This is a genomic window from Streptomyces sp. SAI-135 (assembly GCF_029893805.1).
Lineage (GTDB): Bacteria > Actinomycetota > Actinomycetes > Streptomycetales > Streptomycetaceae > Streptomyces.
Window position 1 is genome coordinate 3,424,274 of the sequence record NZ_JARXYP010000002.1, and the last position, 12,220, is coordinate 3,436,493.

Consider the following 12,220-nt stretch of genomic DNA (forward strand, 5'->3'; position numbering starts at 1 on the left):
CGCGTGCGGCAACACAAAGGCCCGGATCGTCGTCAGGCTGAGATGCCGTCGATCCGGGCCATGGCGTCCTCCGCGCCGAACGGCTGCAAGTACGGCAGCCAGCGCGGATCCCTGTGGCCGGTGCCGATGATGCGCCAGGCCAGTCCGGTGGGGGGAGCGGGTTTGTGGCGCAGCCGCCAGCCGATCTCGAACAGGTGCCGGTCGGCCTTCACGTGGTTGCAGCGCCGGCAGGACGCCACCACGTTGTCCCAGACGTGCTTGCCCCCGCGGCTGCGCGGGATGACGTGGTCGACGCTGGTTGCGACGCCACCGCAGTACATGCACCGGCCCCCGTCGCGGGCGAAGAGCGCCCTGCGGGTGAGAGGAACGGGCCCACGGTAGGGAACCCGGACGAATCGCTTGAGCCGGACCACGCTGGGTGCGGGGACTGTGACGGTCGCGCTGTGCAGGAAAGCGCCGGATTCCTCGAGGGAGACGGCCTTGTTCTCCAGGACGAGGACGAGCGCGCGGCGGAGCGGTACGACGCCGAGGGGCTCGTACGACGCGTTGAGTACCAGGACATGCGGCACGGATGCCTCCTTGGGCGTCGGCGGCGCGTGGCTCGCGCCGGGACGAACTGCAGTCAGTCTCCCCTCTCGGCCGGGAGAAACGCCACCATGTCCCGGTAACGGGCTGGGAGTGTTTTCGACCACACCCTTCTTCATCCCCAGGTGAGAGCCGTCTCTCCCCCGAACATTGCAACGATCCACACACGATGCACCGTTAGTGTGGTGAGCCTGCCTTTCCGGTGACCTTTTCGTGACCTTGACCGCCGCACCGGAAGGCGGACGCAGCACCTGGAGGTACCTGCCGTGTCCTTGTCCGCCGTCCTACTGGCCGCGAGTCCGTCGCCGTCGCCGTCCCCCTCGGACACCTCGACGCCGGCCGTGCCGAGTCTCCAGGACGCCCAGGAGAGCGCGACGAACGCCGCGAGCTGGGTGGAGCAGAACTGGTCGACCTGGCTGGCGATCGGTCTGCGGGTCCTGCTGATCCTGGTGATCGCCGCCGTGCTGAGAATGGTCGTGCGGCGGGCCATCACCAAGCTCATAGACCGGATGAACCGCACCGCCCAGGCCGTCGACGGCACGGCGATCGGCGGTCTGCTCGTCAACAACGAGCGCCGCCGCCAGCGCTCGCAGGCCATAGGGTCGGTGCTGCGCTCGGTGGCGAGCTTCATCATCATGGGCACCGCCGCCCTGATGGTCCTGGGCGCCTTCGAGATCAACCTCGCCCCGCTGCTCGCGTCGGCCGGTGTCGCGGGTGTGGCGATCGGTTTCGGCGCCCGCAACCTCGTCACGGACTTCCTCTCCGGCGTCTTCATGATCCTGGAGGACCAGTACGGCGTCGGCGACACCATCGACGCGGGCGTGGCCTCCGGCGAGGTCATCGAGGTGGGCCTGCGGGTGACCAAGCTGCGCGGCGACAGCGGCGAGATCTGGTACGTCCGCAACGGCGAGGTCAAGCGGATCGGCAACCTCTCCCAGGGCTGGGCGACGGCCGGCGTGGACGTGACCGTGCGGGCCTCCGAGGACCTCGACAAGGTCAAGCGGGTCCTGGCCGAGGTCGCCGAGAAGATGAGCAAGGAGGAGCCCTGGAACGAGCTCCTGTGGAGCCCGATCGAGGTCCTCGGCCTGGACAGCGTGCTGCTGGACTCCATGGTCGTGCGGGTCTCCGCCAAGACGATGCCGGGCAAGTCCCTCACGGTCGAGCGCGAGCTGCGCTGGCGGATCAAGCGCGCCTTCGACGCGGCGGACATCCGCATCGTGGGCGGCGCGACCGTCCCCGCCGACGAGGAGGCCACCGACCCGGCCGCGGCGGTGGCGGCCCCCTCCGTCTTCGCCAACTCCGAGTCCCCGCAGTCGGCAGCGGCCTCCCCCCTGGTGTCGGCCCCGGTCCAGCGCCCCGCGCCGAAGTAGCCCGCGCCTCCCGCGCGACCGCCCCCGCAGGTAACGACTCCGTTGCCTGCGGGGGCGTTTTGTCTTTCCCCTCTTGACGGACAGGTGGGCCGGACCTAAGTTCCCTGCATCCGATAGGAAACCTTCCTAACAGTCTCCGGACAGTACAGTCGTCCGGCAGTCACGGAGAGGGGCACCCATGGCAGGCACACCACGCACACTCCGCGCCATGAACGACCGTGCCGCGCTCGACCTCCTGCTGGAGCACGGCCCCCTCTCCCGTACGCGGATCGGCAAGCTCACCGGCCTCTCCAAGCCGACCGCGTCCCAGCTCCTGGCCCGCCTCGAGGCGTCGGGGCTCGTCCTCGCCACCGGTACCAGCGAGGGCAGGCCGGGACCCAACGCCCAGCTCTACGAGGTCGACCCGACCGCCGCCTACGCCGCCGGGCTCGACGTCACCCCCGAGCGCATCCTCGCCGCGGTCGCCGACATCACCGGCCGCGAGGTGGGCTCCTTCGAACTGCCGACCCCGGGAAGGCGACCCGCCCAGCCCGTCGTGCAGCAGGTCACCGAGGCCCTCGACGGCGCGGTGAAGGCGGCGGGGCTGGCCCGCGGCGACGTCCACCGGCTCGTCATCGGCACCCCGGGCGCCTTCGACCCGGGCACGGGCCGGCTGCGCTACGCCTCCCACCTCCCCGGCTGGCACACCCCGACCCTCCTCGACGAACTCGCCGCCGCCCTGCCGATGCCGGTCGAGTACGAGAACGACGTCAACCTCGTCGCCGTGGCCGAGCAGCGGCTCGGCGCCGCCCGCGGCCACGAGGACTTCGTGCTGCTGTGGAACGAGGGCGGTCTCGGTGCCGCCCTGGTCCTCGGCGGCCGGCTGCACCGCGGCTGGACCGGCGGCGCGGGAGAGGTGGGTTTCCTGCCGGTTCCCGGAGCGCCCCTGGTCCGACAGGTGACCAGGGCCAACAGTGGTGGCTACCAGGAACTCGCCGGTTCCCAGGCCATCCCCCAGCTCGCCCGCGAGCTCGGCATGACGGACATCCCCTCGGGGCCGTACGCCGAGGTCGCCGCCGCCCTCGTCGAGCGGGCCGCCACCGAGGACACCGTCCTGAACAGGCTGCTCCTGGAGACCTACGCCACCCGGCTGGCCACCGGTCTCGCCTCCCTCGTCTCCGTCCTCGACCCCGAACTCGTCGTCCTCAGCGGTGCCTCGCTCACCGCCGGCGGCGACACCCTGCGCGCCCTCGTCCAGGCCGAGCTGGAGGAACTGGCAGCCTCCCGGCCCCGGCTGGTCGTCGGCGCCGTCCGTGAACACCCCGTGCTGCGCGGCGCCCTGGAGAGCGCGCTGGCGGCCACCCGCGACGAGGTCTTCGACACCTCGCGCTGACCCCCGTACTCCCCCACACCTCACTCACCGCCCGTCCCTGGGAGACCCCGTCATGCGCACAGCCGTACCCTCAGCCGCCCGAAAAGCGGCCTTTGCCCTGACCGTGTCCGCGGTGCTCGTCACCACCGCCTGTACCGGCCAGTCCTCCTCCGGCGCCGACGACGACGCCTCCAAGGAGACGACCGTCAACTTCTGGCACGCCTGGAGCGCGGACTCCGAGGTGAAGGCCGTGAAGAGCCTGGTCGCCGGCTTCGAGAAGGCGCACCCCAACATCCACGTCAACGTCGTCGGCAACATGACCGACGACAAGATCAACCAGGCGCTGCGCACGGGCGGCGGCAAGGCCCCGGACGTCATCTCGTCGTTCACCACCAACAACGTGGGCAAGTTCTGCTCCTCGGGCGCGCTGGTCGACCTGAACCCGTTCTTCGAGAAGTCGGACATCGACCCGGCGAAGACCTTCCCGGCCGCGATGAACGAGTACACGCAGTTCGACGGCGACCGCTGTGCCGTGCCGCTGCTGGGCGACGCGTACGGGCTCTACTACAACAAGACCGCGTTCGAGAAGGCCGGGATCACGAGCCCGCCCAAGACGTGGTCCGAGTTCGAGAAGGACGCCAAGAAGCTGACGATCGCCCAGGGCGACTCGTACAGGCAGCTCGGGTTCATGCCGAACTACCACGGCTGGGAGACCACGACCGAGCACTACCTGGGCCAGTTCTCGCCCACCTACTTCGACACCTCGGGCAAGTCCACGATCGCCACCGACCCGGCCGTCACCGCCGCCTTCACCGTCCAGAAGAAACTCGTCGACGAGCTCGGCGGCTACCGGAAGCTGGAGAAGTACCGCGCGGGCCTCGGCGACGAGTGGGGCCCCAAGCACCCCTTCCAGACCGGCCAGGTCGCCATGCAGCTCGACGGCGAGTGGCGCCTCGGCATGGCCCTGGACGCCAAGCCGGACTTCGAGATCGGCGTGGCCCCGCTGCCGGTCCCCGACGACCAGGCCGACCAGTACGGCAAGGGATACATCACCGGCACCATCGCCGGCATCGCCGCCAACAGCACCAAGCAGAACGCGGCCTGGGAGTTCCTGAAGTACATCACCACGGACACGGACGCGGTCGTCGGCTTCTCGAACGACATCCACAACGTGCCGTCCACGCTGGCCGCACTCAAGTCGCCGAAGCTGAAGTACGACCCGCGCTTCAAGACCTTCCTCGACATCGCGGCGAACCCGCACTCGACGACCGCCCCGTCCTCGATCAACGGCGGTGTCTACCTGACCACCGTCCAGGACCTCGGCTACGCCTACGAGAGCGGCAAGGTCACCGACCTGAAGAAGGGCCTCGCCGCCGCGGCCGAGCAGATCGACACGGACATCGCGCAGGCGAAGTGATGGCCGCGACGATCACGCTCGCCTCGAAGCGCCGCAGGTCGGCGCTGCGGACCCTCGCCTTCATGTCCCCCTGGCTGATCGGCTTCTCGGTCTTCTTCGCCTATCCGCTGATCTCCACGGTCTACTTCTCGTTCATGCACTACGACGGCTTCAGGCCGCCGACCTGGAGCGGGACGAAGAACTGGACCTACGTCTTCGAGCACTACCCCTTCTTCTGGCCGGCCCTGCGCAACACCCTGTGGCTGGTCGTGGTGATGGTGTCCCTCCGGGTCGTCTTCGGACTCGGTGTCGGCCTGCTCATCACGAAGATCAAGACGGGGACGGGTGTCTTCCGGACGCTCTTCTACCTGCCGTACCTGGCTCCGCCGGTGGCCGCCACCATGGCCTTCGCCTTCCTGCTCAACCCCGGTACGGGCCCGGTCAACTCGATCCTGGAGAAGGCCGGCATCCCGGCCCCCGGCTGGTTCAACGACCCCACCTGGTCCAAGCCGGCCCTCACCCTGCTCGCCCTGTGGGGCATCGGCGACCTGATGGTCATCTTCATGGCCGCGCTGCTCGACGTGCCGCAGGAGCAGTACGAGGCGGCCGAGCTGGACGGGGCGTCGGCCTGGCAGCGGTTCCGGTTCGTCACCCTGCCCAACATCTCGCCGATCGTGATGTTCGCGGTCGTCACCGGCGTGATCCAGACCATGCAGTACTACACACAGCCGTTGATCGCGGGGAAGGTCGCCTCGGGGGTGATCCAGGGCGCGGGCACCCAGTTCGAGCCCGGCTATCCGGAGAAGTCCACGCTGACCCTCCCCCAGCTCGTCTACAACCTCGGCTTCCAGCGCTTCGACTACGGCTCCGCGTGTGTCGTCGCCCTCGTCCTCTTCGCCCTGTCGATGGTGTTCACCGCGTTCCTGATGCGGCGCCGGGGCGGTCTCCTCCAGGCAGGTGACTGACCATGACCCAAGTACTGGACCGGCCGGTGGAGTTGAAGACCCCGGCCTCGCCCGCCGAGCGCACCGCCCGGCGCCGGGCCCTGCTGGAGTGGGTGGCGGTCCACTCGCTCGGCATCGCCGCCGCGCTCTTCTTCACGCTGCCCTTCGTGTTCGTGTTCCTGACCTCGCTGATGAGCGACAGCCAGGCCCTCAGCCGCGATCTGATCCCGCACACCTGGGAGTGGGGCAACTACCGACGGGTCCTCGACACCCCGGGCTTCCTGACCTGGTGGCGCAACACGCTGATCTACGCGGGACTGGGAACGGTCCTCACGGTCGTGTCGTCGGTCCCGGTGGCGTACGCGCTCGCCAAGTTCCGCTTCCGGGGCCGCAACCTGTCCCTGATGCTGGTGATCTCGATGATGATGCTGCCGCCCCAGGTCGTCATCATCCCGATGTACCTCTTCTGGGCGAAGCAGCTCGGTCTGTCGGGCACACTGTGGCCGCTGATCATCCCGATGGCGTTCGGGGACGCGTTCTCGATCTTCCTGCTCCGGCAGTTCCTGATGACGATCCCGAACGAGTACGTGGACGCGGCCAAGGTCGACGGCTGCGGCGATCTGCGCACCCTGCTGAAGGTCGTCGTCCCCATGGCCAAGCCCGGCATCGCGGCCGTCGCGCTCTTCCAGTTCTTCTACGCCTGGAACGACTACTTCGGCCCGCAGATCTACGCCTCGGAGAACCAGAACGCCTGGACACTGAGCTACGGCCTGGAGTCCTTCAAGGGCATGCACCACACCGACTGGAACCTCACCATGGCCGCGACCGTGCTGGTCATGGCCCCCGTGATCCTCGTGTTCTTCTTCGCGCAGAAGGCGTTCGTCGAGGGCGTCACGCTGACCGGAGTGAAGGGTTAAGGACGTATGCGGCATCTCCCCGGGGGGCAACCCCCGGACCCCCGGCCGATGATCACCGCTCCCCACGCCCGGAAGCGAGGCAACCTTCAGTGAAACTCACCGTGGTCGGCGGAGGCTCGACCTACACCCCCGAACTCATCGACGGTTTCGCCCGCCTGCGCGACACCCTGCCCGTCGAGGAACTCGTCCTGGTCGACCCGGCCGCCGAGCGCCTGGAGCTGGTGGGCGGGCTCGCCCGGCGCATCTTCGCCCGGCAGGGCCATGACGGCCGTATCGTCACCACGTCCGACCTGGACGCGGGCGTGGACGGCGCCGACGCCGTGCTCCTTCAGCTCCGCGTCGGCGGCCAGGCGGCCCGGCAACAGGACGAGACCTGGCCCCTGGAGTGCGGCTGCGTCGGCCAGGAGACCACCGGCGCGGGCGGCCTCGCCAAGGCGCTGCGCACGGTCCCGGTCGTCCTCGACATCGCCGAACGCGTCCGCAGGACCAACCCGGACGCCTGGATCATCGACTTCACCAACCCCGTCGGAATCGTCACCCGCGCGCTGCTCCAGGCCGGGCACAAGGCGGTCGGGCTGTGCAACGTGGCGATCGGCTTCCAGCGGAAGTTCGCGGGCCTGCTCGGCCTCACCCCCTCCGACGTCCACCTCGACCACGTCGGCCTCAACCACCTCACCTGGGAGACCGGCGTACGGCTCGGCGGCCCCGAGGGCGAGGACGTGCTGCCCAAGCTGCTCGGCGAGCACGGCGAGGCGATCGCCGGCGACCTGCACCTGCCGCGCACGCTCCTCGACCGGCTCGGTGTGGTCCCGTCGTACTACCTGCGCTACTTCTACGCGCACGACGAGGTCGTACGGGAACTGGGCACCAAGCCGTCCCGGGCCGCCGAAGTCGCGGCGATGGAGGAGCAGTTGCTGCGGATGTACGGCGACCCGGCCCTGGACGAGAAACCGGAGCTGCTCGCCAAGCGGGGCGGCGCCTACTACTCGGAGGCGGCGGTGGACCTGGCCGCCGGACTGCTCGGCGGGGGCGGCAGCCCCTACCAGGTGGTCAACACCCTCAACCGGGGCACGCTGCCGTTCCTGCCCGACGACGCGGTGATCGAGGTGCAGGCGGCGGTGGGCCCGAAGGGACCGACCCCGCTGGCGGTTCCGGCCGTGGACCCGCTGTTCGCGGGGCTGATGGCCAACGTCACCGCGTACGAGGACCTGGCACTGACGGCCGCCCTGCGCGGGGGCCGGGGCCGGGTCTTCAAGGCGCTCCTCGCCCACCCCCTCGTCGGCCAGTACGCGTACGCCGAGGGACTCACCGACCGACTGATCGCACACAACCGGGAGCATCTCGCGTGGGCCTGACCGCATGCGTCCTCGCCGTCGACGCGGGCAACAGCAAGACCGACGTCGCGGTCGTGGCGGCCGACGGAAGCGTCCTCGCCACGGCCCGCGGCGGCGGGTTCCGCCCCCCGGTGGTGGGCGTCGAGAAGGCCGTGGACGTCGTCGCCGACGCGGTCGGGCGGGCCTTCGCCGCGGCCGGAGTGAGCGCGGTCGAGCATGTCTCGGCCTGTCTCGCCAACGCCGACTTCCCGGTGGAGGAACAGCAGTTGGCGGCGGCGCTGCACGCGCGCGCGTGGGGCGCGGACGTGGAGGTCCGCAACGACACCTTCGCGATCCTGCGGGCCGGGGCCGCCGAGCCGCGCGGGGTCGCCGTGGTGTGCGGGGCGGGCATCAACTGCGTCGGCATGCGGCCCGACGGCCGTACCGCGCGCTTCCCGGCGCTCGGCCGGATCTCCGGGGACTGGGGCGGCGGCTGGGGCCTCGCGGAGGAGGCCCTGTGGCATGCCGCCCGTGCGGAGGACGGGCGGGGTGTCGACACCGAGCTCGCGCGCGTGCTGCCCGCTCACTTCGGGCTGCCGTCGATGTACGCCCTCGTCGAGGCCCTGCACCTGGGGGAGATCGCCCCCGACCGCCGCCACGAACTGACCCCCGTGCTGTTCGCCGCGGCCGCCGCCGGCGACCCGGTGGCCCGCTCGCTCGTCGACCGGCTGGCCGACGAGGTGGTGTCCATGGCGACGGTGGCGCTGACCCGCCTCGACCTCCTCGACGAGGAGACGCCGGTCCTGCTCGGCGGCAGCGTCCTGGCCGCCCGGCACCCCCAACTGGACGACGGGGTGCGGGAACTCCTGGCGGCCCGCGCCCCCAAGGCGGTGCCCCGGGTGGTGACGGCGAGTCCGGTCCTGGGCGCCGCGCTCCTCGGCCTGGACCGGGCCGGGGCGTCCGCGGAGGTGCAGGCGAGGGTGCGGGCGTACTACGAGGCCTGAGCGAGCACCGCGTCGGCCACGTCGGGGACGGACATGCCGTCCTCGACGTCGACGCGGGGCAGCCCCAGCCGGTCGACCGCCTCCACCATGAGCTCCTGGTAGCGCATGCTCCGGGCCAGGAACTTGTCCATCAGCGCGCGCTCGTCCGCCGACGCCTCGTCGTAGCGCCCGCCCGCGCGGATCCGGGCGCGTACGACGTCCTCGCCGGCGGTGAGCCACACGGCGGCCGTGTGCGGGGCCCCCAGCGCGGCGACCCGTTCCGGCCACAGGGCGGAGCCCTCCAGGACCAGGCCCGGTCCGGTGGCGTGCGCCCCGACCAACGCCTCGATGCGGGGCCACAGCCGCTCGTAGTGGGCGAGGACCGAGGCGGTCAACTCGTCGACGCCGAGCGTCGCGTAGTGCTCGGCCACATGCGCCGGCACCTCCCGCTCCGGCGTACGCCAGGGCCGTCCCGGGTGTCTGGCCAGCAGGTCCGTCGAACGGTGCGCGAAGCCGAGCCGCTCCGCGACCGCCCCGGCCACCGTGGACTTGCCGGTATTGGATGTTCCGCCGATCATCACCACACGTACCCCGCGCACGACGCCGACCCTACGCGCCCCCGGGGGGAACCGAACCGATTCCGGCGGCGTATTCATGGGCAAGGGGTGGTGCGGAACGCTCAGCCGCCGACGGTCGATCCGCTGCGATCCGATCAAGATCCAGCCAAGCCCGGTGCGGATGTCGGTCGCGGCAGCGATACTTGCGGCGAGGGGTGACCATGGGGGAGGTCAAGCGGTGACACATCCGCCGAAGAGCAGTGCGGCACCACCGGGTTCCGGGGTGCCCACGATGCCGGCCGTACCGCCACAGCCTGGCCCCTCGGCCCCGGCCCCGCAGGCGCCCCCGCCCGCCCCCGCGCCGGACCCGGCGCCCGCCCGTCGTACCGCCTTCGCCGAGGGTTTCGACCAGGTGCGCGCGGCCGCCACCACCGAGCCGGGCAGGCTGCGCATCATCGGCGCGGCGCTCGCCCTGCTCGTGGTGCTCTTCGGCGCGGTGACCGCCTGGCAGAGCGAGGAACGGGCCGGCGCCGCGGACGACGTGCTGCACAAGAGCCAGCCGCTCAGCAGCGCCGCCGCCGACATCTACCTGTACCTGGCCGACGCCAACACCACGGCCTCCAGCGGCTTCCTCGCCGGCGGTCAGGAGTCGGCCGACTCCCGCAAGCGGTACGAGGACGACATCGACCGGGCCGCCGCCGGCCTGGTCAGGGCCGCCTCGAACTCCGACCCGGACTCGCCCGCCGCGAAGACGGTGGCCGAGCTGAACACCCTGCTGCCGGAGTACAAGGGCCTGGTGGAGCAGGCCCGTACGTACAACCGCCAGGGCTTCCCGGTCGGCGGGGCGTACCTGCGGTACGCCAACGAGAAGATGCAGGAGGAGATGCTCCCGAAGGCGCAGAACCTCTACACGAGCGAGAACCAGCGGCTGCGCGCCGACTACGCCGACGCCACGCCCTACCCGTGGGCCGCGATCGGCCTCGGCGTCCTGGCGCTCGCCGCACTGGCCTGGGCACAGCACCGCAACTACCGGCGCACCAACCGGGTCCTCAACCACGGCCTGGTCGCGGCCACCGCGACGGCGACCGTGGTGCTGCTGTGGCTCGTCGTCGGCCACACCGTGGCGCGCGCGGGCCTGAACGACTCCTACGACCACGGCGTCCGCTCGCTCAACGTGCTGCACGACGCCCGCATCGCCTCCCTGAAGGCGCGCGGCAACGAGAACCTCACGCTGGTGGCGCGCGGCGCGGAGACCGTCACGGTCACGGACGGCAGGACCGGCGAGAAGGTCACCCTCGACGCCTACGACCACGACTTCGACCAGGACATGGACGCGCTCGGCAAGGGACTGGCCCAGGCGTCGGGGCTCGCCGACGACGACAAGGGCGAGAAGCCGGTGACCGCGGCCCAGGGCAACATGAAGGTGTGGAAGGAGCGTCACGCCGCGGCCCGCGAGCAGGACGACTTCGGCAACTACCAGGCGGCGCTGAACCGGGTGATCGGCGGCAAGGGCGCGACGGGCGAGTGCTTCGACAGCGTCGACCACAACCTCTCCCTCGCCCTGACCCACGAGGAGTCCGAGTTCCGGCAGTCGGCCGGTGACGGTCTGGACGCGATGACGGGGCTTTCGGTGGGTGCCGCCGTACTGGCCGTGCTGGGCGCCGCGGGCGCGGTCCTCGGCATCGGCCGCAGGCTGTCGGAGTACCGGTGAGAGGGGGCGGGACGATGCGGATGCGTGGACGGGTGCGGGCCGGTCTCAGGGGCTGGGGCGGGGTGGGGGCGATGGCCGCCGTCTGTGTCCTGGTGTTCGCTTTCGCCCTGCTGCTGCCGCTGGCCCGGCCACCCGGCGACGGCAGCACGGGCAGCGGCGGCCCGGGGCTGACCCGTGCCGAGCAGGCCGCGGCGGACGACCCCTGTCTCGATCCCGCGATCAAGGCGCACCCGGAGGAGCAGACTCTGTCCCCGTCGGGCGCGGACGGCCCGACCATCGACAGGATCAAGGCCCGCGAGGGCGAGAAGCGCAAGCTGATCGTCGGCGTCGACCAGAACAGCTACCGCTGGGGTTACCGCAACCCCAACGGCGGGGAGAACGCCGACCTGGAGGGCTTCGACATCGACCTGGTGCACCGGATCGCCCAGGACATCCTCGGCGACGCCAACGCGGTGCAGTTCAAGGCCATCCCCACCAACCAGCGCATCCCTGCCATACAGAACGGCCGGGTCGACATGGTCGTCCGCACGATGACGATCAACTGCACGCGTGTCGGCCAAGTGGCGTTCTCCGCACCGTACTTCAAGACGGGGCAGCAGGTCCTCGCCCCCAAGTCCTCGGACATCGAGGGCTACGACGGCACGCTGGCGCACAAGAGGATCTGCACGGCGGAGGGTTCGACCGCCTTCAGCAAGCTGGAGGACGACAAGAAGGCCGGGGATCTCGTCGCCTCCGCCGACATCCGCACCACGGTGCCCAACCAGCTCGACTGCCTGGTCAGGCTCCAGCTCGGCGAGGTCGACGCCGTGGTCACCGACGGGGCGCTCGCCGCCAGTCAGGCCGCCCAGGACCCCACGGTCGAACTGAAGGGCTCCCCCTTCACCACCGAGTACTACGGCGTGGCGATGAAGAGCGACGCCGACGATCTGGTACGCCGGGTCAACCAGATCCTGGTGGACTACCGCAAGGACGACACGAACGGCTGGCAGGCGTCGTACGACAGGTGGCTGTCCGCCACACTGGACAAGAACTCGGCGAAGTCGGAACCGCCGCCACCGAAGTACCTGCGCACGAGCTGACGGACCGGCCAAGA

The 12,220-nt window shown here is 70.6% G+C and carries 11 protein-coding genes; 9 read left to right on the forward strand and 2 right to left on the reverse strand.

Annotation, left to right across the window (positions count from 1 at the left end):
* Positions 1-32: 32 nt before the first annotated feature.
* Positions 33-569 carry an HNH endonuclease gene (locus M2163_RS19900; protein WP_280851461.1) on the reverse strand — a complete coding sequence of 179 codons (537 nt, stop codon included), beginning with the start codon at positions 567-569 and terminating at the stop codon, positions 33-35.
* A gap of 282 nt (positions 570-851) precedes the next feature.
* Here M2163_RS19900 and M2163_RS19905 point away from each other — a divergent pair, with 282 nt between their 5' ends.
* The 7 genes from M2163_RS19905 (at position 852) to M2163_RS19935 (ending at position 8,880) form a co-directional block, all read left to right on the forward strand.
* Positions 852-1,955, forward strand: a complete 1,104-nt coding sequence (locus tag M2163_RS19905; protein ID WP_280851460.1) for a mechanosensitive ion channel family protein — start codon at positions 852-854, stop codon at positions 1,953-1,955.
* A gap of 178 nt (positions 1,956-2,133) precedes the next feature.
* A complete protein-coding gene (locus M2163_RS19910) occupies positions 2,134-3,327 on the forward strand; it encodes an ROK family transcriptional regulator (protein ID WP_280851459.1) in 1,194 nt (397 codons plus the stop codon).
* Between the two features lie 52 nt (positions 3,328-3,379).
* Positions 3,380-4,723, forward strand: coding sequence for an ABC transporter substrate-binding protein (locus M2163_RS19915; RefSeq protein ID WP_280894601.1), 1,344 nt, complete (start codon positions 3,380-3,382; stop codon positions 4,721-4,723).
* Entirely contained in the window at positions 4,723-5,667 is a 945-nt protein-coding gene (locus M2163_RS19920; RefSeq protein ID WP_280851457.1) for a sugar ABC transporter permease, read from the forward strand. Before M2163_RS19915 ends, M2163_RS19920 begins: the two co-directional genes overlap by 1 nt.
* A gap of 2 nt (positions 5,668-5,669) precedes the next feature.
* Positions 5,670-6,563 carry a carbohydrate ABC transporter permease gene (locus M2163_RS19925; protein WP_280851455.1) on the forward strand — a complete coding sequence of 298 codons (894 nt, stop codon included), beginning with the start codon at positions 5,670-5,672 and terminating at the stop codon, positions 6,561-6,563.
* A gap of 89 nt (positions 6,564-6,652) precedes the next feature.
* Entirely contained in the window at positions 6,653-7,918 is a 1,266-nt protein-coding gene (locus M2163_RS19930) for a 6-phospho-beta-glucosidase (RefSeq protein WP_280851454.1), read from the forward strand.
* Complete coding sequence (locus tag M2163_RS19935; RefSeq protein WP_280851453.1) at positions 7,909-8,880, forward strand: BadF/BadG/BcrA/BcrD ATPase family protein; 972 nt, start codon at positions 7,909-7,911, stop codon at positions 8,878-8,880. Before M2163_RS19930 ends, M2163_RS19935 begins: the two co-directional genes overlap by 10 nt.
* On the opposite strand, the gene M2163_RS19940 is transcribed toward M2163_RS19935, so the two are convergent.
* On the reverse strand, positions 8,868-9,458 hold the full coding sequence (locus M2163_RS19940) for a hypothetical protein (protein WP_280851452.1): 591 nt from the start codon (positions 9,456-9,458) through the stop codon (positions 8,868-8,870). The two genes, M2163_RS19935 and M2163_RS19940, sit on opposite strands and share 13 nt — an antisense overlap.
* Before the next feature lie 250 nt (positions 9,459-9,708).
* Between M2163_RS19940 and M2163_RS19945 the strand changes: the two genes are divergently transcribed.
* Both M2163_RS19945 and M2163_RS19950 read left to right on the forward strand, forming a co-directional pair.
* Positions 9,709-11,127, forward strand: coding sequence for a hypothetical protein (locus M2163_RS19945; protein ID WP_280854196.1), 1,419 nt, complete (start codon positions 9,709-9,711; stop codon positions 11,125-11,127).
* A gap of 14 nt (positions 11,128-11,141) precedes the next feature.
* The gene (locus M2163_RS19950; protein ID WP_280851451.1) at positions 11,142-12,206 is read left to right on the forward strand and encodes a glutamate ABC transporter substrate-binding protein; all 1,065 of its coding nucleotides are present in this window, start codon (positions 11,142-11,144) and stop codon (positions 12,204-12,206) included.
* Positions 12,207-12,220 lie beyond the last annotated feature (14 nt).

Excerpts from the sequence above, each read along its gene's own strand:
- M2163_RS19910 (WP_280851459.1), top strand. The coding sequence starts at position 2,134 with ATGGCAGGCACACCACGCACACTCCGCGCCATGAACGACCGTGCCGCG.
- M2163_RS19915 (WP_280894601.1), top strand. The coding sequence starts at position 3,380 with ATGCGCACAGCCGTACCCTCAGCCGCCCGAAAAGCGGCCTTTGCCCTG.
- M2163_RS19920 (WP_280851457.1), top strand. The coding sequence starts at position 4,723 with ATGGCCGCGACGATCACGCTCGCCTCGAAGCGCCGCAGGTCGGCGCTG.
- M2163_RS19925 (WP_280851455.1), top strand. The coding sequence starts at position 5,670 with ATGACCCAAGTACTGGACCGGCCGGTGGAGTTGAAGACCCCGGCCTCG.
- M2163_RS19945 (WP_280854196.1), top strand. The coding sequence starts at position 9,709 with ATGCCGGCCGTACCGCCACAGCCTGGCCCCTCGGCCCCGGCCCCGCAG.
- M2163_RS19950 (WP_280851451.1), top strand. The coding sequence starts at position 11,142 with ATGCGGATGCGTGGACGGGTGCGGGCCGGTCTCAGGGGCTGGGGCGGG.